Here is a 24,226-nt window from a genome sequence, read left to right as displayed (position 1 = left end):
CCCTCACCCCAAGGGAGGCGCCATGCGCCGCATCGCCACCGTCTGCATCACCCTGGCCGCCGCTGCGGCCGTCGCCGTCTCCGGCGCCACCGCCGCGTTCGGCGCGCAGGGAACGCTGTACGTCGACCGCACCGCCGTGCCGAACCCGAGCGGCTGCTACGACTTCCACGCCATCGAGCCGCTCGTCTACAACCTGACCAACGACGTCGTGATCGTCTACGAGCTCCCCGGGTGCACGGGCGAGGTCGAGGAGATCGTCGAGGCGCACGACTGGGAGGAGGACGTCGACGGCATGAGCCTCTTCGTCCGCTGAGTCCGTCGCCGAATCCGTCGCCGATTCCGTCGACGACAGCGGTCCGGGCCGGGCGCCGAGTGGCACAAAACACGAGGCGCCCCTCCCGCCACCGCCGTAAGCTCGCGATATGCAGGTGATCCAGTCCACGAAGCTCGCCAACGTCTGTTACGAAATCCGCGGCCCGGTGCTCGAGGAGGCGATGCGGCTGGAGGCTGCAGGTCACCGGATCCTCAAGCTCAACACCGGCAACCCCGCCGCCTTCGGGTTCGAGTGCCCGCCCGCGATCCTGGAGGACATCCTCCGCAACCTCGGGGAGTCGCACGGCTACGGCGACGCGAAGGGCCTGCTCTCCGCCCGGCGCGCGGTGATGAGTCACTACGAGACCAAGGGCATCCCCCTCTCGGTCGAGGACATCTACCTCGGCAACGGCGTCTCCGAGCTCATCCAGATGTCCATGCAGGCGCTGCTCGACGACGGCGACGAGGTGCTCGTACCGGCGCCGGACTACCCGCTGTGGACGGCGTCCGTCTCCCTGGCCGGCGGTACGGCGGTGCACTACCGCTGCGACGAGCAGGCGGACTGGATGCCGGACCTCGCCGACATCGAGCGCAGGATCACCGACCGCACCAAGGCGATCGTCATCATCAACCCGAACAACCCCACGGGTGCGGTGTACGACGACGAGATGCTGCGCGGCCTGACGGAGATCGCCCGCCGCCACAACCTGGTCGTCTGCTCGGACGAGATCTACGACAAGATCCTCTACGACGGCGCCACGCACACCCCGACCGCCGCGATCGCGCCCGACCTGCTGGTGCTGACGTTCAACGGCATGTCGAAGAACTACCGGGTGGCCGGCTACCGCAGCGGCTGGCTGGCGGTGTGCGGCCCGAAGGCGCACGCCTCCTCGTACATCGAGGGGCTGACGATCCTCGCCAACATGCGGCTGTGCGCCAACATGCCGGCGCAGCACGCGATCGCCGCCGCGCTGCAGGGCCGGCAGTCGATCGAGGCGCTGGTGCAGCCGGGCGGGCGGCTGCTGGAGCAGCGGGACGTGGCGTACGACCTGCTGGTGCAGATCCCGGGCGTCACGTGCGTGAAGCCGAAGGGCGCGCTGTACCTCTTCCCGCGGCTGGACCCGAACGTCTTCAAGATCAAGGACGACCGGCAGATGGTGCTCGATCTGCTGCGGGCCGAGAAGATCATGGTGGTGCACGGGACGGGCTTCAACTGGCACGAGCCGGACCACTTCCGGATCGTGACCCTGCCGAACGCGACGGACCTGGCGGACGCGGTGACGCGCATCGGGAACTTCCTGGACGGCTACAGCCAGCCCTGAACCCTGCACTTAAAGCGAACTCAACTTTAGACAGATTCCAATGTAGGATGGCCTCCTGTCCGAGAGCAGGAGGCCGTCCACCATGTACGAACCGATCCGCACCAAGTCGGTCCACCGGATGGCCGGCGACGCCCAGGACCGGATCCCGCACCGCTCCCGCGAGGAGGAGCTGGACATCCAGCTCGCCGGACACCTCGCCGCGCTGCTCGCCGTCACCGACGAGCTGGGCGACGACGCGGCGGCGGACCGCATCGCCCAACAGGTCGCCCGGCTGCGCGGCGCGCCGCCGGCCCGGCACGCGGGCCTCACCGGAGCCGAGCCGGCGGATCTGCACCGCCGCGCCCACACCCTCGCGGGCCGGGCCCTGGTCGTCGCCGCCTCCCGCGCCGACACGGCCGCCGCGATCCTCGCCGCCGAGCGCATGGACGCGCACAGCGCCGCGCTGGAGCGGCCGCGCCCGGTCGGCGCCCTCTGATCGGCCCCGGCCCGCGGCCGTCTCAGGCGCGCGGGCCGGGTGCCACTCACCCGGCTCCCCGACGGGAGCTCGGCGGCGGTGGCGTCAGCGGACCACCCGCACCGTCGCCGCGGCGCTCGACGCCGCGTGCGTGTCGTCACCGGCGTACGTCACCGTGTACGTCACCGCGCCCCGCGTCCTCGGCAGGTCGTTGATGCGGAACGTGCCGTCCGCCGCGACCGCCACCGAGGTGAGGGTCCCGCTGCCCAGCCGGTCGGCGCGCTGCACCCCGAGCGTCAGCCCCTGCGGCAGCGCCGGGCCCTGCGCGGTGAGCCTGCCCGTGATCTCCAGGCCCGCGCTCTTGGACGCCTCGGCGGGCGCGGTCAGCGTGATCGCGGTGGGCGCCTTGGCCACGGACACGGTCAGGCTGACGTCCTCGGCCGGCCGGTGGGTGAGGTCGCCGAGGAAGGAGAGCGTGTACGTCGACTGCCCCACCCGCGAGGGCACGTCCAGCACGGTGAACGTCCCGTCGGCGGCGACCTCGGCGGCGGCGGTCTTCCGGGTGCCGTCGGCGTCGGTGCGGACGGCCGTGACCTTGGCCGGTTCGGCGGGCGCCGGGCCGTCCAGCTCCAGCCGGCCCCGGATGCCGACCGGCTCGCCGATGACGGCCTGGGCGGGGGTGGAGGTGAGCGTGCCGGTGAAGCGGGAGTCGTACTGCGCGGCCGGCGGCTGGATGACGTGCAGCCAGAAGGCGTTGCCGCCGGCGTTGGTGGTGAGCGCGAAGAGCCGGGAGCCGTCCGCGGACCACTCCATGCCGCGCGGGACGACCCGGCTGCCGTCGAGCTCGCCCTCGTAGGCGAACTCCAGCGCGGTGGTGCCGTTGGCCGGGTCGGCCGGCTGGATCAGCAGGTCCGGCGTGGAGCCGCCGGCCGAGGCGCCGCGGGCGATGTACTTCCCGTCCCCGCTGAAGGCGACCCCGGAGGCGACCGCTCCCTCGGGCAGCGGCTGGTACGGGGTCGGGGCGTCGAGCAGGTCACCGGAGTTCAGCAGCCGGGTGCCGTACGCCGCGTCGGCGACCGCGAGGCGCTTGCCGTCCGCGCTGACCGCCAGGTCCTTGAGGTCCAGGCCGCCCTTGCCCTCGGCGTCCGCGAAGCGGCGCGAGTCGCCGCGCACCGGGGTCTCCCCGCTGGTGTCGAAGGAGGTCAGGGCCGGGTCGGTGGCCCTCTCGTTCTTGGCCTGGCCCATGAACAGGCGGTTCTCGGCGCCCGCGCCGGTCTCCAGCAGCATCCGGCCGGTGACGTTCCAGCCGGTGGCGGCCTGGACACCGCCGCTGACGGAGTCGAGGGCGTGGACGGCGTACGCGCACTCGGAGTCGTACGGGGCGTTCCCCCTGGTGTGCCACTGCTTGCCGCCCGAGAAGGCGAGTTCACGACCGCACGTCTCGCTGTACGCCGGGGTCCGGCCGGTCGGCTGGAGCGTGGCGGTGTCATACGCGGCGATGAACTCACGCTCACCGGCGTACAGCGTCGCACCGTCGGCGCTCAGCGCGAGCCCGGTGACCGGGCCGGTGCCGGTCAGGACCGCGACCTGCTGGCCCTGGAAGTTGTAGACGAGGACCCGGCCCTTGTCGTTGTAGTAGTAGGACTGCTTGTCCGCGATGTACACGCGCTCGCGCGCGGAGTCGACGGCCATCGCGGAGTACGAGGAGATCGGCAGCTTGGCGACGACGTCGCTCGCCTCGGCGGCGTACGCGGCGGGCGCGACGGCCGTGGCCAGGCCGGCCGTGCCGAGGGTGAGCGCGAGGGCGACGAGCGTCGATGTGGCGCGCCGCCGGGAACGCACGGACCGGGCGGACGGTGTGGACGGTGCGGATGCTACGGACGTACTCAACTGGGCCCCCCACAGGCATGGTTGCCCCCTCCGTGAGGAGAGGGACACGTGGGGGAAATGTAACCGCCGTGCACAGATTGCACACAGGAGTTCGAAAAGCAGGCGCGGAAAAATCCGGCCCGCGCAAATCGGCCCCCGGAGCCTGAGGGGGCTCCAGGGGCCGGTGCATCGCGGCGGGTCATTCGTGAACCCACAGGTCAGGGCGGATGCAGGCTGACCCGCCGCGAGGTCTTGGCGGCGCGGGTCAGCCCAGGCGGGCGACCAGCGAGCGGTACTCGTCCCACAGCTCCTTCGGCGTGTGGTCACCGAAGGTGTTGAGGTGCTCGGGGATGAGGGCCGCCTCCTCGCGCCACACCTCGGTGTCGACCTTGAGCAGGAAGTCGAGGTCCTCCTCGGGCAGCTCCAGGCCGTCGGTGTCGAGGGACTCGCGCGTCGGCAGGATGCCGATCGGGGTCTCGACGCCCTCGGCCTTGCCGTCGAGGCGCTCCACGATCCACTTCAGCACGCGGCTGTTCTCGCCGAAGCCGGGCCAGACGAACTTCCCCGCGTCGTTCTTGCGGAACCAGTTGACGTAGTAGATCTTCGGCAGTTTGGCCGCGTCGGCCCCCTTGCCGACCTTGATCCAGTGGGCCATGTAGTCGCCCATGTTGTAGCCGCAGAACGGCAGCATGGCGAACGGGTCGCGGCGCAGTTCGCCGACCTTGCCCTCGGCGGCGGCGGTCTTCTCGCTCGCCACGTTGGCGCCGAGGAAGACGCCGTGCTGCCAGTCGAAGGACTCGGTCACCAGCGGGACCGCGGTGGCGCGGCGGCCGCCGAAGAGGATCGCCGAGATCGGCACGCCCTTCGGGTCCTCCCACTCGGGCGCGATGATCGGGCACTGCGAGGCGGGCACGGTGAAGCGGGCGTTGGGGTGGGCGGCCGGCGTCTCGGAGTCCGGCGTCCAGTCGTTGCCCTTCCAGTCGACGAGGTGCTTGGGCGCCTCCTCGGTCATGCCCTCCCACCACACGTCGTTGTCGTCCGTGAGCGCGACGTTGGTGAAGACGGCGTTGCCCCACAGGGTCTTCATGGCGTTGGCGTTGGTGTGCTCGCCGGTGCCGGGCGCGACGCCGAAGAAGCCCGCCTCGGGGTTGATCGCGTACAGCCGGCCGTCCTCACCGAACCGCATCCACGCGATGTCGTCGCCGATCGTCTCGACGGTCCAGCCGGAGATCGTGGGCTCCAGCATCGCGAGGTTCGTCTTGCCGCAGGCGGACGGGAAGGCCGCGGCGACGTACTTCGCCTCGCCCTGCGGCGGCGTGAGCTTGAGGATCAGCATGTGCTCGGCGAGCCAGCCCTCGTCGCGGGCCATGACGGACGCGATGCGCAGGGCGTAGCACTTCTTGCCGAGCAGGGCGTTGCCGCCGTAGCCGGAGCCGTACGACCAGATCTCGCGGGACTCCGGGAAGTGCGAGATGTACTTGGTGGTGTTGCAGGGCCACGGCACGTCCTCCTGGCCCTCCGCGAGCGGGGCGCCGAGGGTGTGGACGGCCTTGACGAAGAAGCCGTCGTCGCCGAGCCCGTCGAGGACGGCCTGGCCCATGCGGGTCATGGTGCGCATGGAGACGGCGACGTACGCGGAGTCGGTGATCTCGACGCCGATGGCGGAGAGCGGCGACCCGAGCGGGCCCATGCAGAAGGGGACCACGTACATGGTGCGGCCCTTCATGGAGCCGCGGAAGATGCCCTCGTCACCCGTGAAGATCTCCCGCATCTCGGCGGGGGCCTTCCAGTGGTTCGTGGGGCCCGCGTCCTCCTCCTTCTCGGAGCAGATGAAGGTGCGGTCCTCGACGCGGGCGACGTCGGAGGGGTCGGACGCGGCGTAGTACGAGTTCGGGCGCTTGATCGGGTCCAGCTTGCGGAACGTGCCCTTGGCGACGAGCTCCTCGCACAGACGCTCGTACTCGGCTTCGGAACCGTCGCACCAGACGACGCGGTCCGGCTGCGTGATTGCTGCGATCTCGTCGACCCAGGAGATCAGTTCCCGGTGGTTGGTGGGGACGACGGTGGAGGGAGCCGCGTTGTCGCGCGCCACGATTGCTCCTTGTTGAGGGGTTTGAGGTTGTCTGCCCCGTGGGGGCTGCGACCCGGATGCTTCACGGCATTGATCTCCTGGCGCTCATCCGGTGCCGACCGCACTCATCTGATCATCCGCGTCCGGTGCGCATATGTCCAGAGGGCCTCTCACGTGAGCATTGCCACTCATTACGCCCCCACACCTCCCTCATCGGCCTCCAACACCCCACCTACGGAGGCGTCGGTAGCATTCCGGCATGACTGCAGCGGCCATGCCCGATGGACCTGACGACGTGACCGAGATAACACACAGCGTGTCGAAGCCGAAGCTGCGTGGCTGGTTGCACGCCGGGATGTTCCCCGCCGCACTGATCGCCGGCATCGTCCTGACCGCGCTCGCCGACTCCACCCGCGGCCGGATCGCGTGCGGCATCTACGCCCTGACCGCATGTGCGCTCTTCGGCGTGAGCGCGCTGTACCACCGGGGCGACTGGGGCCCGCGCGCCACCGCCGTACTGCGCCGGCTGGACCACGCCAATATCTTTCTGATCATCGCGGGCACCTATACCCCGCTGACGCTGCTGCTCCTCCCCGACTCCACCGGGCGGGTGCTGCTGTGGGCGGTCTGGGCGGCTGCGGTGGCGGGGATCGCGTTCCGGGTGTTCTGGGTCGGTGCCCCGCGCTGGCTGTACACGCCGTGCTACATCGCGATGGGCTGGGCGGCCGTCTTCTTCCTGCCGGACTTCGCCCGCAAGGGCGGCATCGCCGTGCTGGTCCTGGTGGTCGTCGGCGGCCTGCTCTACAGCGCGGGCGGCGTGGTGTACGGCATCAAGCGGCCGAACCCGTCACCGCGCTGGTTCGGCTTCCACGAGGTGTTCCACTCCCTCACGCTGGCGGCGTTCGTCGCCCACTACGTGGGGATCTCGCTGGTGGCGTACCAGCACGCCTGAGCCGCGACAATGGGTTCCATGGCCGCCCGCACCCCGCTCCTCGCCGCGCGTCAGCCCATGGGCCTGCGGGAGCGCAAGAAGCTCAAGACCCGCGTGGCGATCAGACGGGCCACCTACCGGCTGATCGCCGAGCGGGGGTACGAGGCGACCACCATCGAGCAGATCGCCGAGGCGGCGGAGGTCTCGCCCAGCACGGTCATCCGGTACTTCCCGGCCAAGGAGGACATCGTCCTCACCGATGAGTACGACCCGGTCATCGAGGCGGCGCTGCGGGCCCGGCCCGCCGGCGAGGAGCCCCTGCGGTCGCTCCACGCCGTGCTCACGCAGGCCGCGGCCGAGCTCCTGGAGCACGAGCCGGAGGAGATGCGGCAGCGCGCCCGGCTGCTGGTGGAGGTCCCGGCCGTACGGGCCCGGATGACCGAGACCATGGCCGAGACCTCCCAGCTACTGTCCCGCGTCCTCGCCGACCGCACCGGGCGGGCGGCGGACGACCTGGAGGTGCGGGTCTTCACCGCCGCCGTCATGGGCGCTCTGCGCGAGGTACTGCTCCATTGGGCGGAGCGCGATCAGCGGGACGATCTGATCGCGCTCATCGACCGGGCGTTCGACACGCTCAGCGGCGGCCCTTCGCTCTAGGGGCCCTTCGCTCTAGCGGCGCTTCGGCGGGGTGTCCCCCTTTCCGCAGGCCAGGCCGTCGCGGTTCGGGTCGAGCCGCAGCGGGTCGTCCTTGCCGTTGACCTTCAGGCGGCCGTAGTCGTGCGCCGCCAGCCAGTCGCAGCGGGCCTTGGTCGTCGCCTTCACCGACGCCGGGAACGCCGTCGGCACGCACACCCCGGCCGTGCCGTAGTGCCGGTCGCACCCGGCGATCCGCGGGCTGACCGGGGCCGAGTCCCGCTTCTTCAGCGGCTTCTTCGGCGCGGCGGCGAGGTCGCCCGCGAAGTCGTGGACGTGCGCCGACCTCTCCGCCTCCGCCGCCATCGCCGCGGGCCCGCCGAGGTGCACCCACCGGGCGAGGGACGGGATGCCGTGCGCGTCGACCGCGAAGAGCATGTACCAGCCGGGCGGGGCGAGGTTCGGGTTCCCGGTGACGTTCAGGTCGACCGTCCGGTCGTCGATGACGGACAGCGGCAGGTCGACGAACCGCTGGTTGGGGTCGGAGGAGTGGGTGACGGCCGCCGGTCGGATCAGCTCCGCCTTGGCGATCGGCCGGTCCACCGTGATCCGCTGGGTGTCGCCGTAGTTCCAGCGGCCGTCGATCACCGAGGTGATCTTCGGGCGCGGACCCTTGAGCAGGTACGGCGGCGTGTAGATCGACACGTCGTGGTTGTACGAGCCGTTGCCGGGGTTGTCGCCGACGGCCATCACCCGGCCGTCGGGCAGCAGGAACGCCGAGGAGTGGTAGCCGCGCGGGACCGGGTCGGCGGCCATGCCCGCCTGGTAGGTGTCGGTGGCCGGGTCGAAGAGCGACGCCTCGTACACCGGGTCGGCCCGGTCGTGCAGCGCGCCGCCGGTCTCCAGGACCTTGCCGTCGGGCAGCAGCACCGCGGAGACGTACATCTTGCCCTCGTCGCCGGTCTGCGGGCGCTTGCCCGTGCCCTGGTCGACCAGGCCCTGCGGGAGGGGCGGGCCGGCGACGTACGCCGGGTTGGGCTGCTTGAGGTCGATGATGTCGGTGAGGCGGTTGGCGGCGGGGTTCCTCTCGTTGTTGCCGCCGCCGATGGTCAGCACCCGCTGGTCCTGCGCCGGGGGCAGCAGCACGCTGGCGGACTCGTCGCGCTCGTCCTTGTTCCGCAGGCCCGGCACGTCGGTGATGGTGTTCTTGTCGTAGTCGTAGATGGAGGCGCCGGTGCCGGGGGTGCCGTTGCCGAAGGTGTGGCTGCCGGAGTAGAACAGCCGCCCGTCCTGCATGAGGATCATCGACGGGTACAGGCCCCAGTACGACCAGGTCTGCTTGACCTCGTTCGTCGGCAGCCACTTGTTCTGCGCCGCGGAGAACTTCTCCGCCGTCACGTTGCCGGTGGAGTCCTCCTTCAGGCCGCCGAAGGAGATCACGTCGCCGTTGCCGAGGATCGTCGCCGACGGGTACCAGTGGCCGTCGTGCATGTCGTTGGTCTTGGTGTACGACTCGGTCGCGGGGTCGAAGACGTACGAGTCCTTCAGGCCCTGGTAGCCGATCTTGCCGTCGGCGGACGGGTAGCCCTTGTTGCCGCTCATGACCAGCACCCGGCCGTCGGACAGCTGCACGTGGCCGGCGCAGAACATGTCGACGGGGGTCGGGATGGTCTTGAACGAGCCGTTGGCCGGGTCGTAGACGGCGGAGGTGAAGGTGCCCGCCTTGAACATCTCCGGGTCGTTGCCGGAGCCCGCGATCAGCAGCACCTTGCCGTTGTGGAGGACGACGGAGTGCATGGAGCGGACCGGGTTCTTGACGCCCAGCACCTCCCACTTGCCCTTCGCGCACTCCTCGGCCGTGCCCGTGCAGACCGGGTCGGGCGCGGGGGCCGCGACCTCCTCCATCACGTAGTCGTCGGTGGTGACGCTGCCGGTGCCGAAGACGGACACGCCCCAGGCGATGCGGTCCGTGCCCGGCGGTACGACGGGCGTGCGCACCTCGGCGCGGGTGTACGCGCCCGCCATCGGGAGGGTCTTGAGGTCCGTCCAGTACTGCCAGCCCGCGCCTGTCTCGTGCCGGAAGAGGGTGATCGCCGTGTCGGGGGTCGTCGACTTGTACCAGAGGGACAGGTCGTACTGCCGCTCGGCGACGACGGGCGGGGCGCAGGCGTCGGACTCGGTGATCAGGGCCTTGCGGTCGCCGTCGACCCGGCGGGTCAGCTCGACCTTCATGGCGCCGGTGCCGGAGTGGGCGTCCGTGGTGGTGGTGAAGGTGGCGTCGTTGTCGCCCCAGCCGGACTTGGACCAGCAGGCGGGCATGCCGTCGTGGCCGGTCCCCGGGGTCTCGAAACCGGGGTTCTTGATGAGGTTGACCCCGGCGGCGGCCGGGGGCTGGGCCGCCAGGAGCAGGCCGGAGGTCATGGCGCCGACGGCCAGCAGGGCCACTCTGCGGCGTGGGAGGCGCCCTGGGAGGCGTCGTGGGGCGGTCCGTTTCACCGGAGGTTCCTTCCCGTGCGGGCCGCACGCGCTCTGCGGGGCAGGTAGACCAGCGCCTCCGTCCCGGCGAACCGCAGGACGAAGGTGGTCAGCAGCGCGAGGGCGGTGGCGGGCAGCACCGACAGGTGGAGCTGCCCGACGAACAGGGCGATCAGCGGGATGCGCACGACGAGGTCGGCGTTGGCGAGCAGCGCGAAGCGGCCGACGCGGTCGGCCCAGTGGCGGTGGTGGCGGCGGTCGCGGAAGAGCAGCACCTCGATGAGGAGGAAGTTCCAGGCGACGCCGAACTGGTTGGCCAGGATCTCGGCCGGGAGGTAGTGCACCCCGAGGCCGGTCAGGACGTACAGGGCGGCGAGGTTCGGTACGAAGCCGGTGAGGCCGATCAGTCCGAAGGCGGCCATGCGCGCGAGCGGCGACGCGGTGCGCAGCTCGACGAGGTGGCGCAGGAAGCGCAGGCCTTCCTTCGCCGTGGACTTGGACTCGCCGGCGTACCGCTCCTCGAAGACGAACGGCACCTCGGCGACCCCGGCCGGCCGGCACCGTACGGCCAGCTCCAGCAGGATCTTGTACCCGAGGGGCTTGAGGACGTCCGCGGTCACGGCGGAGCGCCGGATGGCGAAGAAGCCGCTCATCGGGTCGCTGATGGGGCCGAGGGCGCGCGGGAACAGCCCCTTGGCGACCCAGGTGGCCGCGCGCGAGACGGCGACGCGGTAGCCGCCCGCCAGCCCGGCGCGGCTGCCGCCCGGGAGGTAACGGCTGGCGACGACCAGGTCGGCGCCCTCCTTCTCGCCGGTGGCGAGGAGGTCGGGGACGAGCGCGGGCGGGTGCTGGAGGTCGGCGTCCATGACGACGACCCAGTCGGCGGTGGCGGCCTTGACGCCCTCGACGACGGCGCCGCCGAGGCCGCCGTCGGGCGTGTCGCGGTGGAGGACGGTGACGGGGAACGGGCAGTCCCGGGCGGCGTCGGCGATCACGGCGGGGGTGTCGTCGGTGGAGTCGTCGACGAAGACGACCTCGCACGGGACGCGGTGGGGCACGGCGTCGGTGATGCGGCGCAGCAGCTCCCGTACGTTCCCCGATTCGTTGAAGGTGGGGATGACGATGGTGACGGCTCCCGGCTCGGGTACGTCCCCGGCGACCGGGGCGACGTGCTCGGCGCCGGTGGGCTGGATGGTCAAGAGGCCTCCGCTCCGGTGATCTTCCGGATCTCGATCCGCTCCTCGCCCTCGCCGAAGGTGGCGACCGGCGTCGAATGCTCCAGCGCCGCCTTGACGTTGGGCAGGTCACGCGCGTCGCGCCGTACGGTCGGGGAGGCGACGACGTAGTCCAGGTCCCGCCAGCCGCCGGGCAGGGTCTTCGTCACCGCCGGGTCGAGGTCGGCCTTGTAGAACCAGATGGCGCCGAGCCCGGGTTCGTATCCGGCGTGCACCAGGTCGAGCCAGAGCGCGTCGTCGACCAGCACGCGCGTGCGCGCCGGGTCCGGGACCTCGCGGGAGAGCCAGGAGGCGGCCGCCCGGTAGGGGGCGTTGGCGTCGGCGGTCATGGCGGTGCGGTCGCCTTCGTACCAGCGCGGGACGACGTACACCGCGGCGGCCGCCGCGAGCAGGACGGCGGCCGTCCGGCGCGCGGGGACCAGCCCCGGCAGCGGGCGGCCCTTGCGCAGGACGGCGTGGGCGACGCTCGCCGCTCCCCCGGCGAGCACCAGGGCGAGGAAGGGCAGCGCCTGGATGACGTACATGGCGGGCAGGTAGCCGGAGGGGCGCATCGCGACGAGCGCCAGGATGGCGACGGCGAGGGCCGGTCCGGCCAGCGCCCGCGCGGTGACCGACCAGCGGAGGGTGGCCAGGAGCAGTGCGGCGCCGGCGAGGCCGCCGAGCGGCAGGACCCGGTCGTAGTAGAGCCAGCTTTCGAGGACGCCGTGGGAGCCGGTGCCCTCGGTGAGGATGAAGCCGGAGCCGGGGCGGCTCATCTGGTACGTGATGCCCTCCCACAGCGACACGTGTCCGGCGCCGGGCAGCAGCTCGCCCTTGAGGAGCGCGAACAGCGGGTACGTGAGGCCGATCAGCGCGCAGGCCGTGACGGCGCCGGTGACGGCGAACTTGCGGGTGTCGCGGTGGCTGTGCCGCCACATCGTCACCAGCAGCGCCGGCAGGACGACGAGCATCGTCTCCTTGGTGAGGACGCCGACGGCGGCGGCGAGGCCGGCCCCGAAGTGGTGCCAGAGGTGGCGGCTGGGCGAGGCGGCCAGGCAGAACGCCAGCAGCATCCACATCACGGCGAGGTTGTCGAGGAAGATCTCCCGCTGGAGGACGACGGAGAGCGGGGAGAGCCCGAACAGCGCCATGGCGAGGCCCGCCGCCCAGCGCGGCAGCCACAGGCGGCGCGCCAGCACGTACAGCATCACGGCGGACGCGGCGGCGACCAGCAGCATCGCCAGGCGCATGGAGGCGACGGTCATCGACTCGGGGACCAGGAGCGACGGGATCCAGGTGAGGGCGGCGATCTGCATCCAGCCGAGCGGCGGATGGTCGTACCAGTACGTGTAGTGGGCGAGGCCCTGGCCGTTCTGCACGGCCCAGGCCTGGGCGAGGTAGGTGCCCTCGTCGTCGCTGAGGGTGGGGTAGTGCTGGATGTTCCAGCCCTGGACGAGCAGGATCGCGGCGAGCAGGACGCCGCACAGGACCAGGTCGGGGCGCGAGCCGCGGAAGCGGACGACGGGCCGGGTGACGAGCCGTCTCTTGTCGGGCGGCGCCGGGGCGGCCGCCTGCGGGGCGGCGGCGGTGTGCGGTGCGGGCAGGGTCGCGGTCATCGGGTGGCCTCCTCTCGGACGAGGTGCGCGCCCACGTGGCTGGTGAGCTCCCATTCGTTGCGGCCGCGCTGTTCGCGCCAGACCGCGCGGACGGCCGCGCCCGCCAGCAGCAGCTGGTAGAAGGGCCCGCCGACGATGAGCTTCAGGTAGTGCACCAACCGCACGCGCAGCCCGTACTGGCGGCCGAAGTCGTGCAGTCCGACGATCTCGAAGACGAACGTCACCAGGGCGGTGATCATCGGCAGGAAGGTGACGAAGGCGACCCCGACGGGCACGTCGAGGAAGAGGGCGACCGCGGCGTTGAGCGGGATGATGACGCCCGTGAAGGCCTGCATGAACGGGGTCATGAGGGTGTAGCGGGCGAGCATCCGCTGGCCCAGGGTGGGCAGTTGGCGCCAGTCCTTCTTGCGGTAGACCTGGAGGAAGCCCTGGTTCCAGCGGGTGCGCTGCTTGAGCAGGCTCACCAGGGTGCCGGGGGTCTCCTCGCGGGTGACCATGTCGGCGTCGTACGCGACGACGACCTTCTTGCCCGTGCTGGAGAGGCGTACGCCCAGGTCGCAGTCCTCGGCGAGGCAGTCCTGGTCCCAGCCTCCGGCCTCGCGCAGCACGTCGGTGCGGACGAAGACGGTGTTGCCGCCGAGCGGGATGAAGCCCTTGGCGGCGTGCAGGTGGAGGCGGGAGCGGAACCAGAAGAAGTACTCCAGGCAGTTGCGCAGGGAGTACCAGCTGGAGTGGAAGTTGATCAGCTGGACGCCGCCCTGGACGACGTGGGCGCCGGTGGCGGTGAAGGCGTGGTCCACATGGGCGAGCAGCTCGGGGTGGACCTGGTCCTCGGCGTCGAAGACCCCGACGACGTCGCCCCGGCAGTACGGCAGGGCGGTGTTGAGCGCCTTGGGCTTGTTCTTGGTCTCGTGGGTGTCGACCACGACGCGTACGCGCCCGGGGTCGCGGGCGGCGGCGCGCTCGGCGACCTCGGCGGTCTCCGGGTCGTCGTGGCCGACTATCACGATGATCTCGAAGTCGCGGTGAGTGGACTCCCGGAGCCGGTCGATCGTGTGCTCCAGGACGAGCTGTTCGTGCCGGGCGGGCAGCAACAGCGAGAAGGACAGGCCCTGTTGGCCGTCCGGGCGGGCGAATCGGGTGGCGGCGAGCGTCTCCGGCGTACGCCAGGCGTGCATCTGCCACCAGAGTGTGAACGCGGCCATCCAGAACAACGCCAGTGAAACGGCAGCGACGAACAGCGATAGGAGCACGGAAGGTCCCCCCTTGGACCTGCCGCGGTGACGCGGGCGCGCGGTCAGGTACGGCGCGCGCCACCGCGGCGGTGGTCGATCCCCGGATCGAAAAGCAGCTTTTCGGGGCGGATCGCGGCAGGACCCCCCTGGCCGTCGACGCCCATGCGCGACGTCCGCACACGCCCTCCCCAGAACGCGTGCGGAGTCTCCTCAACTCCTCGTGCAGATGAGAATAGAGGCCGGGACCGACACTCAGGGGCTATCCCGATAAAAACATTGTTTCCGTCGTCAGTTGGACAGTTTCCGACCGAGTTCGGCCACGTCCGTGGTAGGCGCGTCGCAGACGAAGTGGCGGCACACGTACGCGGCGGGCCGCCCGTCGATCAGCGGACGGTCCCTGAGCAGCGGGAACTCGTCCCCGGCGCCCGGCCGCCCGAAGGCCACCACGGCCCCCGGCGCGGTGCCCAGCAGCGCCGCGCGGTGCAGCGCGCGGGCCTCCTCCGCGTCCGCCCCGCCGACGACCGCGACCTCGCGCGGCCCGTCGAGCACCGCCTCGGCGACCGCCAGCCCCCAGCCGATGAAGCGCGGCGCGCGCGGTCCGAGCGCCTTCACCACGCCGAGGGCCTGCTCGGCGGCGGTCCGGTGGGCCTCGGAACCGGTGTGGGCGGCGTACGCGAGCAGGGCCCCGGCGGCGGCGGTCCAGCCGGAGGGAGCGGCGTTGTCGGTGGGGTCCTGCGGGCGGCGGATGAGCCGCTCGGCGTCATGGGCCGTGTCGTACAGCTCGCCGCCCTCGCCGGTGAACCGGTCCAGCACGATGCCGAGCAGGAACCCGGCGAACTCCAGCCACACGCCCTCGCCGGTGACCGCGGCCAGGGTGAGGAATCCTTCCGCCACGTCGCCGTAGTCCTCCAGGACACCGGCGTTGGCGCCCACGTGGCCGTCCTTGGAGGTACGGGCGAGCCGCGCCGAGCTGTCCATGTGGAGGCGTACGAGGAGGTCGGCGGCCTCCGTGGCCCGCTCGACCAGGTCGGGCCGGTCGAAGAAGGCCCCGGTCTCGGCGAGCGCGGCGATGGCGAGCCCGTTCCAGGCGGCCACGATCTTGTCGTCCCGGCCGGGGCGGGACCGCCGGTCGCGCGCGTCGAACAGCCGCCGCCGGATCCCCTCGACGCGCTCGGCGTCGGCGACCCCGGCGTCCTGCGGCAGCTGCAGCACGGAGGAGCCGTGCTCGAAGGTGCCCTCCTCGGTGACGCCGAAGTACCGGGCGGCGTGGGCGGCGTCCTCCTCGCCCAGCGCCTCGCGCAGCTGCTCCGGCGTCCACACGTAGTACGCGCCCTCGACGACCTTGCCGCTGCCGTCGTCGCTGTCCGCGTCGAGCGCCGAGGCGAAGCCGCCCTCCGCGGTGCGCAGTTCGCGCACCATGAAGTCGGCCGTCTCCAGCGCCACCCGGCGGGCCAGCTCACTGCCGGTGGTCCGCCACAGGTGCGCGTACACCCGACACAGAAGCGCGTTGTCGTACAGCATCTTCTCGAAATGGGGCACGACCCACTCGCGGTCCACCGAGTACCGGGCGAACCCGCCCCCGAGCTGGTCGTAGATCCCGCCGCGCGCCATGGCCTCGCACGTGTGGGCCGCCATCTCCAGCGCGCCCTCCGCGCCGGTCCGCGCGTGGTGCCGCAGCAGGAACTCGACCACCATGGACGGCGGGAACTTCGGCGCCCCGCCGAACCCGCCGTACGTCGCGTCGTAGTCCCGCGTCAGCCCCAGCAGCGCCTGCGCCAGCTCCTGCTCACCCGGTACCCCGGCCCCGCCGAAGGCGAGCGACCGCCCGGACAGCTCGCGCACGATGTTGCCCGCGACCTCCCCGACCTCCTCGCGCCGGTCCGTCCACGCGACCCGTACGCCTTCGAGGACCTGGAGGAAGGACGGCATGCCGTGCCGCGGCTCGGGCGGGAAGTACGTACCGAAGTAGAACGGCTCCGCGTCGGGCGTCAGGAACACCGTCATGGGCCACCCGCCCTGCCCGGTGGCGGCCTGCACCGCCTCCATGTACACGGCGTCGACGTCCGGCCGCTCCTCGCGGTCGACCTTGACGGGCACGAAGTGCTCGTTGAGGTAGGCGGCGGTGGCGTCGTCCTCGAACGATTCGTGCGCCATGACATGACACCAGTGACACGAGGAGTAACCGACCGACAGCAGGACGGGTACGCCGCGCTCGCGGGCCTCGGCGAAGGCGGCGTCCGACCAGGGCCACCAGTCGACCGGGTTGTCGGCGTGCTGGAGGAGGTAGGGGGACGTCTCATGCGCGAGTCGGTTAGCCATGCCTCCATCCTGCCCTGCGCAGCCGGTTCGCGCGGGACCCCGCTCCCGCCGCCGCTCAGAGCAGGGGCTGCTACACCCGGCCGAGGCGGCTGAACACGGCCCGGCGGGCCCACCCCGTCCGGCGCAGGCCCGCCCAGACGCACCAGGCGGCGATGCCCAGCGCGACCAGGGCCGCACCGGGCGCGGACGGCATCTCCGCCATCGCGAGGACGCCGACCAGCACGACGACGAGTCCGTCGAACTGCCAGACGAAGACCCGGAGCCCGGACAGGTCGCCCAGGGGCGTGATGACGGGCAGCAGCAGTTCGATCGGCAGGTTCATCTTCATCTCGCGCAGGAACCGGGCACCGAGCACGAGCACCACCGTCCCCGCGGCGAACAGCAGCGCGTCGAGCGGCCCGCCACCCGCGAACGGCCACCTGACCATGGCCACGACACCGCCGGCGAGGCCCACCGTGGCCACCACCGCGACGACCGGCCAGGCCAGGGTGCGGGCGAGCATCCCGCCCCACCACTCACCGAACAACGGGGCCAGCGTCAGCTCGTCGCGCAGACCGCGCCAGGACTCGCCGACCCACCCGGACCCCCAGTACACGGCGACCGGACCGGCCACCAGGGAAAACGTCGCCAGTCCGCCGTCCGGCTCCGTGACGCCGAGCGTCAGCAGGGCACCGCCGGTCAGCAGGAACGCCCCGGCCGCGATGGCACGACCCCGGGTGCGGAGCGCGCGGACCGCCCCCTGTGCGAGGTGGCCGCGCAGGCGCCCGTCGGCACGCACCAGGACCGACGTGAGCCCGCGCGGCTGCGGGCGGTAGAGGTCGAGGGCATGGTGGAGCGTGCCGGTCCAGGCGAAGGTCTGGGCCTCGGCGGCACGCGCCGATTCGCGTGCGAGCCGGGCGAGGTCGACCGTACGGACGGCCCGGAAGGCGGACCGCCCGAGCACCAGGGCCGAAACCGCCAGCACACCGGCGACGAGCCACAGGCCGCCCCCGCCCAGGAGGGCGGAGCGGCCGAGCAGCGCGACGACGACGGCTGCGGCGGCCACGGCGGAGGCGAGCAGGAGGTTGTCGCGCACCGTACGGATCTGACCCCACAGCCAGGCCACGGCGGCGACGGCGCCGATGCCCACCGCGACGGACACGCCCTGCGGCAGGAGCGCGGTTCCCCGGTGGTCGAACAGGTCGGTCACGAGGAACGCCGCCGTGCACACCGTCAGCAGCGTGCCGAGTCCCGCGTACACCAGCCGGCGGCGGGCGATCGGGCCGAGGTAGTGCGTCGGGGACAGGTCCGTGGACATGAACACGTGCAGCAGGAACGGTTTGAGCACCAGGGGTCCCCAGAACCGGCCGGTGAGCTGGGCGCCCCAGACCACCGCGGCCGCGACCGCGCACGCCACGGGCGTCGCCGCCTGGGAGGAGCCCAGCGGAAGGAGCGGCTGCGAGGTGCTCACCAGGTAGACGACCGGCGCCACGTAGACGGAGGCGAGGATGACGGTGAGGTAGATGGTGTACGCCCAGTCGTGCGCCGTGGCGCGGTCACCGCGGCGGGCGTACCGGTGCCGTACGGCGTGGACGCGGGCCTTGGGGTCGGCCTCCACCGCCGTGATGCTGTCCGTCGTCATCCCAGCTCCATGACGCCGTCGCAGGCGTCCACCATGGCGGCCTCGTGGGTGGCGACCAGGAAGGACGTCCCCTGCTCCGCGCGTTCGGCGAGCAGCGTGGCGACGAGATCGACGCGGTCGGTGTCGAGGTGCCTCTCGGGCTCGTCGAGCAGGATCACGTCGGCGGGGCGGACCAGGGTCAGCGCGAGGTTGAAGAGCTGCAGCTGACCGGAGGAGAGCTGCGAGGGGAACCGCTCGCCCAGAGGGGTAAGGCCCAGTTGCCCGATGACCTCTTCGGCGCGCTCCGCGGTCGTCGTGGTGTTGCCGTGCCAGGAGGCGGCCACCAGGGTCACCTGCTCGCGCAGTGTCATGTCGCGCGCGACGGGCACCGGATCGACGAGCGAGGCGACGATCCGCCGGTGCCGGGGCCTGGCCAGGTCGACGGTCTCGCCCTGCACGCGGACGGCACCGTCCGTCAGCCGCCGGCTTCCCAGGAAGGCCCGCAGGAGGGTCGTCTTCCCAGAGCCGTTGCTGCCGGTGAGGCACCAGAACTCGCCCGGCATCACCGCGAACGTCGTCGGCGCCAGCAGCGTGGTTCCGTCCAGGACGACCGTGGCGCCCTCGGCCTCGATGGCGGGCACGTTGCTCACTGCGGCTCCAGAACTACCAGCATCTCCCGAGAGCGCGCCCCGTAAGGCTCGCCCGCGTACGAACCGTTGACGTCCGCTACCTGCAGACCTGCGATCCGTGCCATCAGCCGGATCTCCGCGAGCGTAGCCCAGGTGGCCTGCTCGTGGAACGCGGTCAGTGTCGACGCGCTCTGGACGATGAAGACGCTCAGGACCTGCTGGGCGGCGCGGTCCGCGGTCTGCGTCACCGTCACCATGTGCTCGCGGCCCAGCGGGTAGGTGACCGAACGCGCGTCGCCGCCCGCCTGCTGGAACTCGGCGGGGTCGGTGCAGTCGAGGAAGGCCGCGCCACCCGGTTTCAGGTGCCGGGCGATGACGCGCAGCAGGTCGATCTTCTCCTCCTGTGTCTGGGCGAGGAAGAAGGTGTTCCGCGACAGGGTGATGACGTCGAACGCGGAGTCGAACCGGAGGTCCCGGAAGTCGCCCTGCACCGCTTCGACGTCGCGGTCCAGGCGTCGGCCCTCGAGGACGTCCAGCGACGGCCGTGAGGCGTCGACCGCCGTGACGCGCGCACCGGCCTCGGCGAGCGCGAACGAGGACACGCCCGTGCCGCACCCCAGGTCCAGGACCGTACGGCCGGCCAGGGGCCGGTGCGACGACACCCAGGCGGCGAGCCCGGCCCCCGGGGAGAGCATCGAGGACACCAGGTCGTAGGCCTCGATCGCCGCCTCGTCGTACACGCTCGGGTCACTCACCGGGACGACCTTCCTTCAGCATTGCGTTGGCCACGGCGAGGGCACCCGGCAGGTTGAAACCCACCTCGGCCGTCGACCGGTTGCTCGCGCGTACGCCGGTCACCCGCGGGGCGAACGCGACGTTCGGGCGGAGCTTGAGGGTCCGCAGGTGGCTCTCGACGATCTCGTTGGACCCCGGGAACGTGTCCGCGATGACGATGGGCGCATCGGTCACCTGCAGCATCAGGAGGGCGGGTGAGTCCGCGCGCCCCTGCGCCAGGCGCATGACGGTGTCCAGGGTGGCGGGGAAGACGAGGAAACACTCGGAGGCGCCGCTCCTCCCGGAGTTGACCTCGGGCGGCGTCTCCTCGTCGTCCCACGCATCGATCCACACCTTGCCGTTGGCCAGGTGGCGCAGGGACCGGACCGCCAGGAACCGCGACGCGGCGCGCGTCACCGACACGTTGACGACCAGGTCCGGATGGAGCTCCCGCAGCCAGTGGATCCACCACGGCACGAGCGCCGCGCTGATGGAACCCGTGACGTGGACGTGGAGCTCCGCGCCCTCGAACCTCTCCACGTTCACCCGGCGGCTCCCGCCGTGCGGGCAGCAGTGCCGAGGGGGATCCACTCGGAGGTGAGGATCGGCTTCATCCGGTGCTCCGGCGGCGCGCTGGGGAACACGTTCATCAGCAGGAACTGCAGGGCCTGCGCGTCGTCGGCCACCGCGGCCCGGCTCGCCGCGAGCACCAGGTCGTACGGCAGGCTCTGGGTGACCCAGGCGAAATCGGCCTGGTTCGCGCTCATGACGGACAGCTGCTGCATGGCGTCGAACAGCGCCTTGGGGCCGCGGCTCCGCGGGTTGTACAGCACCTGTGTCCATCCGTGCGGGACCACCGGGGTCACGTCACGCCACGGCGTCGGACCGTCGCCGGTGGTCTCACGTACCAGCAGGTGCACGTTCTGCACGCCCGGGTTCGGCGCGAAGAACCGCCATCCGGGGATGGGCCAGCCGCCCGTGAACTTGCGCAGGTCCTGGTTGTAGGAGTCGGGGGTGTTCTGCAGGACGGTGGCGACCAGGTGAGCCGCGAGCGCCCCCACGGCGCAGGAGGCCGCCACGCCCTTGATCCGGTCAGCAAGCATCCATGAACCCTCTGATAGCGCCTTCGACCTTCTCGGCGTGCTTCCGGTACCCGATGATCGACCGGTGCGCGGAGCCGTGCACCACCTCGATCTTCGCTCCGAGCTTCTCGGCCAGCACCGCCTGTTGGTCGGCGTACTCGTCCGAGGCGACGACCAGGACCGATGCGACCGACCCGAGACGGGAGACGGCGTCGTCGGTCCGCATGCCCCGGTACTCGCGGACCGAGTTGACGATGTTCCTCGGTGTGAACACGAACTGCACGTGGCTGTACTGGGTGTCGGGCGTGTATCCCGCCTGCCGTTCCACCGCGTTGGGCGCCCACTCGTAGATCCCGGTCACGGCGGCGAGGAGGGTGTAGAGCTGGGCCTGGAGGAACTTGCCGAGCCGCCTGCGGTCCGTACGGTCCTCCTCCAGGAGCACCGGGTCGGTGCCGTCGACGACCACCAGCTTGCCGACGCGGTCGGCGAAGCGCTCGTCGCGCACGTAGGAGGCCGCGCTCAGCGACCCGATGGAGTGGGTGACCACCACGATCTCCCCCTCGGCCCCGACCTCGTCGAGGACGGCGGCCAGGAGGTCCCCGCTCTCCGCACGCGACGTCGTGAGGCCGTATCCGGGCCGGTGGTAGCGGATGACCGTGTGCTGTTGCGCCAGGCCCTCCGCGACCCACTCCCAGGACTCGAGGGACTGCCCCAGGCCGCACTCGAGGATGATCACCGTGCCGGAGGAGGACCCGTCCGCGGGGCGGTCCACCCGGTACTCGACGACGCCGTCCGCATGGTGGAGCCGGGCGGCGCCCTTGGGGCCGAGCCGCCGCTGCTCGGCGATCCGGCGCTTCTCGCGTGCGATCAGCGCGCTCGCGAGGGTGACGCCGCCGGCGATGCCGAGCACGGTCTTCTCGAAGGTCCGGCGCGCGCCGCGGGTGTCCAGGACGTAGCCGACCGCTCCGTGGGAGCCGAAGAAGCCCCACACGAATCGCGGCAGCTCCATGGTCGCCGCCACGCCGACGTGGAAGGCCTTGACCGCCGAGAGGGCGTGGGAGGCCTGCTTGCGCGGCAACAGATAGATGAGCGGGAAGGCCGCCTCCCAGACCACCGTGCCGACGGTCAGGGCCCGGCAGAGCCGGGGGTACCTGCGCAGGAGGGCCGCGGCAGGCCCACGGCCGTAGGCCTCCGTCTGCAGGACTTCGAGCAGGGCGTCACCCTGTACCCAGCTGCTCCCGAAGGCCTTGGCGACGCCCGAGACCACGTAGCTGAGCCCGGCCTGGAAGTTGACCGCCCGCAGGAAGAGGTCGTCGGAGACCTGCCGGTCGGGGATCAGCGCCGTGAGGGCGCGGTACTGCGTGATGACGGCCGTCATCTGGTCCGCACCGTCCCGTCCGTACGGGGTGCGGATCTCGTTCAGCCGGTTGCACGTTCCGATGACCGTCGCCGCGGCGATCTGCGCCTTCCTGTTGCCACGCGCGAGCACCAGACCCGCCGAGGCGGCAAGGGTCACCCCTGCGAGCACTCTGGGGGTACGCGGATGGTCGAGGACGCGGCCGATCCGGTGCCTCAGACTGCCTGGCGGATACTGCTGGGCCGAGGTGCCCCGGAGAAATCCGTCGTCTTCGAATTCCTCGCGGAGAAACAGCGTTTCTGCCGCCGCGAGGATCTGCCCGACCGCTATCGGCAGAAGTACGCGGTCAGCCGCTTTCTGGGCGGCATTCGCATGTGAGGCACGCTGCCTCCGCCGCATCCATCTCACCGGATTCTTCGTCTCCCCCATCGCACATCTGGCCATCATCACAAGCACGCGGAAACCGAATGCCGGGGAAACCCGCATGACGCGGGTTTCCCCGACACCCGGATCAGTTATCCGTCAGCAGACGAGGCAGATGGTGCTGCCCTGGATGACGAACTGAGCAGCGGTCGGCGTGGCCGGCGTGGCCATGGCGGGAGTCTCGCAGTCCGCGTGGAAGCCGGGCGCCGCGCCGCTGAGGACGGTGTTCGCGAAATCCTGCGCAGCCAGCGCCTCAGGGCGGATGGCGGCGGAATCCGAGCGCGTGATGGTCATTTCAGATCGCACTTCACTAACCTTTCGTCGGTGGTCATTCGAGCGAATGGTCTCGGCGTGCCGAACGATGAACCCCCGTCGTCCACTCCGAGTGAGCGGGCTGCACAACTTCTGCAACTCGATCTTGTGGCCGACTATAAGCAGCCTCGCAAGAACGCGTCAAGCAGCATTGACCTCCACGCACCTTACACATCGGCGAAGCCGACGTGTCTCAAAATCAACCGTGCTTTTCGGCCACCGACAGAAAACCGCGCGCTGACGCAATGCCGGAATTAATTGTTCCGCTGCGGCGGGCGCGGTTCATCGACTCACTGTCGCCGCTGCAATGCGCTCCGTACACAAAAGCCGGCATCACCATTCGACGGCGTCCGCGGAGAGGAGACCCCGGGCACGCCGCAGGGCCGCCCCGTCCTGCGGAGCGGCCCTGCTGCGGAGCCGGGTGGTTACTCGGTGCCCTTGGGCGCCGTCCGGGCGGTCGCCGGTTCCGGGGCTTCCTCGAAGTTCACCTTGCCCATGTGGCGGTTCATCGACTTCATCAGCATCCACACGGCCAGGGCCATGACGGCGAAGACGATGAAACCGAGGACGCCCGGAGTGACCTTGTTCTTGTCGAACTCCTGGGCGGCGATCGGGACGAGCTGGGTCAGTGCCTGGTGTGCGCTCATGTCAGACATTGTCCCGGATGCCCGCGAAGAGGTCGTCCTCGGGGAGGGAGGTGTCGACCAGGGACTTGGCGAGCTCGTAGTCCTCGGTCGGCCAGACCTCCTTCTGGATCTCCATCGGCACGCGGAACCAGCCGCCGTCCGGGTCGATCTGGGTGGCGTGGGCGATCAGCGCCTTGTCGCGGGTCTCGAAGAAGTCGGCGCACGGCACGTGCGTGGTCAGCGTCCGCTCGGCGCGCTGGAACTCCTTCCAGCGCTCCAGCCACTCGCCGTAAGGCGACTCCAGGCCGCGGGCGAGGAGCGCCTCGTGGAGCGCGACCGTGCGCGGCCGGTTGAAGCCCTGGTTGTAGTAGACCTTCAGGGGCTGCCAGACCGGGCCGAACTCCTGCTCCGGGTACTTCTCGGCGTCGGCCGCGCCCTCGAAGGCCACCATCGTGATCTTGTGGGTCATGATGTGGTCGGGGTGCGGGTAGCCGCCGTTCTCGTCGTACGTCGTGATGACCTGCGGCCGGAAGGCGCGGATGGACTTCACCAGGCGGCCGGCCGCCTTGTCGACGTCCTCCAGGGCGAAGCAGCCCTGCGGCAGCGGCGGCAGCGGGTCGCCCTCGGGCAGGCCGGAATCGACGAAGCCGAGCCACTCCTGGCGGACGCCGAGGATCTCGCGGGCCTCGTCCATCTCCTTGCGGCGCACCTCGTGGATGTTCGCCTCGATGTACGCGTCGCCCTGGAGCTTCGGATTGAGGATGGAGCCGCGCTCGCCACCCGTGCACGTGACGACCAGCACGTCCACCCCCTCGGACACATACTTGGCCATCGTGGCCGCGCCCTTGCTCGACTCGTCGTCGGGGTGGGCGTGAACGGCCATCAGTCGCAGCTGCTCGGTCAAGACTCGATCCTCGATGAATAGTCGGCGTGGGGCGGCTTCTATAGTGACGGAATCGGAGCACGGAAAAT

The 24,226-nt window shown here is 71.1% G+C and carries 22 protein-coding genes; 6 read left to right on the top strand and 16 right to left on the bottom strand.

Annotated elements, in window-relative coordinates:
* Positions 1-22 precede the first annotated feature (22 nt).
* From ACZ42X_RS04475 to ACZ42X_RS04465, 3 genes are all read left to right on the top strand, one after another.
* A complete protein-coding gene (locus ACZ42X_RS04475; RefSeq protein WP_361427852.1) occupies positions 23-313 on the top strand; it encodes a hypothetical protein in 291 nt (96 codons plus the stop codon).
* A gap of 109 nt (positions 314-422) precedes the next feature.
* On the top strand, positions 423-1,634 hold the full coding sequence (locus ACZ42X_RS04470; RefSeq protein WP_361427854.1) for a pyridoxal phosphate-dependent aminotransferase: 1,212 nt from the start codon (positions 423-425) through the stop codon (positions 1,632-1,634).
* A gap of 82 nt (positions 1,635-1,716) precedes the next feature.
* Positions 1,717-2,109 (top strand): SCO4983 family protein, encoded by a 393-nt coding sequence (locus ACZ42X_RS04465; protein WP_468284232.1) that lies wholly within the window; start codon positions 1,717-1,719, stop codon positions 2,107-2,109.
* An 84-nt stretch (positions 2,110-2,193) separates the two neighbouring features.
* Here the strand turns inward: ACZ42X_RS04465 and ACZ42X_RS04460 are convergent, their stop codons facing one another.
* Together ACZ42X_RS04460 and ACZ42X_RS04455 are read right to left on the bottom strand one after the other, a co-directional pair.
* Entirely contained in the window at positions 2,194-3,930 is a 1,737-nt protein-coding gene (locus tag ACZ42X_RS04460; RefSeq protein ID WP_468284230.1) for a YncE family protein, read from the bottom strand.
* 292 nt (positions 3,931-4,222) lie between these two features.
* Positions 4,223-6,049 carry a phosphoenolpyruvate carboxykinase (GTP) gene (locus ACZ42X_RS04455; RefSeq protein WP_468284228.1) on the bottom strand — a complete coding sequence of 609 codons (1,827 nt, stop codon included), beginning with the start codon at positions 6,047-6,049 and terminating at the stop codon, positions 4,223-4,225.
* Between the two features lie 253 nt (positions 6,050-6,302).
* On the opposite strand from ACZ42X_RS04455, the gene trhA reads away from it, so the two are divergent.
* The gene (gene trhA, locus ACZ42X_RS04450) at positions 6,303-6,980 is read left to right on the top strand and encodes a PAQR family membrane homeostasis protein TrhA (protein ID WP_468285572.1); all 678 of its coding nucleotides are present in this window, start codon (positions 6,303-6,305) and stop codon (positions 6,978-6,980) included.
* 18 nt (positions 6,981-6,998) lie between these two features.
* Positions 6,999-7,616: an acyl-CoA-like ligand-binding transcription factor gene (locus ACZ42X_RS04445; RefSeq protein WP_468284226.1), complete on the top strand. Its 618-nt coding sequence runs from the start codon at positions 6,999-7,001 to the stop codon at positions 7,614-7,616.
* A 12-nt stretch (positions 7,617-7,628) separates the two neighbouring features.
* Here the strand turns inward: ACZ42X_RS04445 and ACZ42X_RS04440 are convergent, their stop codons facing one another.
* The 11 genes from ACZ42X_RS04440 to ACZ42X_RS04390 all read right to left on the bottom strand — a co-directional run bounded on the left by ACZ42X_RS04440 (position 7,629) and on the right by ACZ42X_RS04390 (position 22,052).
* Positions 7,629-10,013 (bottom strand): galactose oxidase-like domain-containing protein, encoded by a 2,385-nt coding sequence (locus ACZ42X_RS04440; RefSeq protein ID WP_468285569.1) that lies wholly within the window; start codon positions 10,011-10,013, stop codon positions 7,629-7,631.
* Positions 10,014-10,084: 71 nt separating this feature from the next.
* On the bottom strand, positions 10,085-11,266 hold the full coding sequence (locus ACZ42X_RS04435) for a glycosyltransferase (protein WP_468284224.1): 1,182 nt from the start codon (positions 11,264-11,266) through the stop codon (positions 10,085-10,087).
* The gene (locus ACZ42X_RS04430; protein ID WP_468284222.1) at positions 11,263-12,897 is read right to left on the bottom strand and encodes an ArnT family glycosyltransferase; all 1,635 of its coding nucleotides are present in this window, start codon (positions 12,895-12,897) and stop codon (positions 11,263-11,265) included. Before ACZ42X_RS04430 ends, ACZ42X_RS04435 begins: the two co-directional genes overlap by 4 nt.
* On the bottom strand, positions 12,894-14,102 hold the full coding sequence (locus tag ACZ42X_RS04425; RefSeq protein ID WP_468284220.1) for a glycosyltransferase: 1,209 nt from the start codon (positions 14,100-14,102) through the stop codon (positions 12,894-12,896). Before ACZ42X_RS04425 ends, ACZ42X_RS04430 begins: the two co-directional genes overlap by 4 nt.
* A gap of 318 nt (positions 14,103-14,420) precedes the next feature.
* Positions 14,421-16,451, bottom strand: a complete 2,031-nt coding sequence (locus ACZ42X_RS04420) for a thioredoxin domain-containing protein (protein WP_468284218.1) — start codon at positions 16,449-16,451, stop codon at positions 14,421-14,423.
* Positions 16,452-16,521: 70 nt separating this feature from the next.
* The gene (locus tag ACZ42X_RS04415; RefSeq protein ID WP_468284216.1) at positions 16,522-18,072 is read right to left on the bottom strand and encodes a hypothetical protein; all 1,551 of its coding nucleotides are present in this window, start codon (positions 18,070-18,072) and stop codon (positions 16,522-16,524) included.
* Complete coding sequence (locus tag ACZ42X_RS04410; RefSeq protein ID WP_468284214.1) at positions 18,069-18,701, bottom strand: ABC transporter ATP-binding protein; 633 nt, start codon at positions 18,699-18,701, stop codon at positions 18,069-18,071. The genes ACZ42X_RS04415 and ACZ42X_RS04410 overlap by 4 nt, the downstream gene beginning before the upstream one ends.
* The gene (locus tag ACZ42X_RS04405) at positions 18,698-19,435 is read right to left on the bottom strand and encodes a class I SAM-dependent methyltransferase (protein ID WP_361427888.1); all 738 of its coding nucleotides are present in this window, start codon (positions 19,433-19,435) and stop codon (positions 18,698-18,700) included. Before ACZ42X_RS04405 ends, ACZ42X_RS04410 begins: the two co-directional genes overlap by 4 nt.
* On the bottom strand, positions 19,428-20,000 hold the full coding sequence (locus ACZ42X_RS04400) for a CypD family RiPP peptide-cysteine decarboxylase (protein WP_468284212.1): 573 nt from the start codon (positions 19,998-20,000) through the stop codon (positions 19,428-19,430). The genes ACZ42X_RS04405 and ACZ42X_RS04400 overlap by 8 nt, the downstream gene beginning before the upstream one ends.
* Positions 19,997-20,557, bottom strand: coding sequence for a hypothetical protein (locus tag ACZ42X_RS04395; RefSeq protein ID WP_468284210.1), 561 nt, complete (start codon positions 20,555-20,557; stop codon positions 19,997-19,999). Before ACZ42X_RS04395 ends, ACZ42X_RS04400 begins: the two co-directional genes overlap by 4 nt.
* Positions 20,547-22,052: an alpha/beta fold hydrolase gene (locus ACZ42X_RS04390; protein ID WP_468284208.1), complete on the bottom strand. Its 1,506-nt coding sequence runs from the start codon at positions 22,050-22,052 to the stop codon at positions 20,547-20,549. The genes ACZ42X_RS04395 and ACZ42X_RS04390 overlap by 11 nt, the downstream gene beginning before the upstream one ends.
* A 27-nt stretch (positions 22,053-22,079) precedes the next feature.
* Between ACZ42X_RS04390 and ACZ42X_RS04385 the strand changes: the two genes are divergently transcribed.
* Entirely contained in the window at positions 22,080-22,271 is a 192-nt protein-coding gene (locus ACZ42X_RS04385) for a hypothetical protein (RefSeq protein ID WP_468284206.1), read from the top strand.
* A gap of 144 nt (positions 22,272-22,415) precedes the next feature.
* Here ACZ42X_RS04385 and ACZ42X_RS04380 read toward each other — a convergent pair whose 3' ends face one another.
* From ACZ42X_RS04380 to mca, 3 genes are all read right to left on the bottom strand, one after another.
* Positions 22,416-22,610 carry a cypemycin family RiPP gene (locus ACZ42X_RS04380; RefSeq protein ID WP_361427898.1) on the bottom strand — a complete coding sequence of 65 codons (195 nt, stop codon included), beginning with the start codon at positions 22,608-22,610 and terminating at the stop codon, positions 22,416-22,418.
* 443 nt (positions 22,611-23,053) lie between these two features.
* Positions 23,054-23,284, bottom strand: a complete 231-nt coding sequence (locus ACZ42X_RS04375; protein WP_468284204.1) for a hypothetical protein — start codon at positions 23,282-23,284, stop codon at positions 23,054-23,056.
* Positions 23,277-24,158, bottom strand: a complete 882-nt coding sequence (gene mca / locus ACZ42X_RS04370) for a mycothiol conjugate amidase Mca (RefSeq protein WP_468284202.1) — start codon at positions 24,156-24,158, stop codon at positions 23,277-23,279. Before mca ends, ACZ42X_RS04375 begins: the two co-directional genes overlap by 8 nt.
* Positions 24,159-24,226 lie beyond the last annotated feature (68 nt).

The sequence above is a fragment of the Streptomyces sp. NPDC030862 genome (assembly GCF_055571835.1).
Note: the sequence above shows the minus strand (reverse complement) of the source record. Positions and strands in the feature narration are given on the sequence as shown.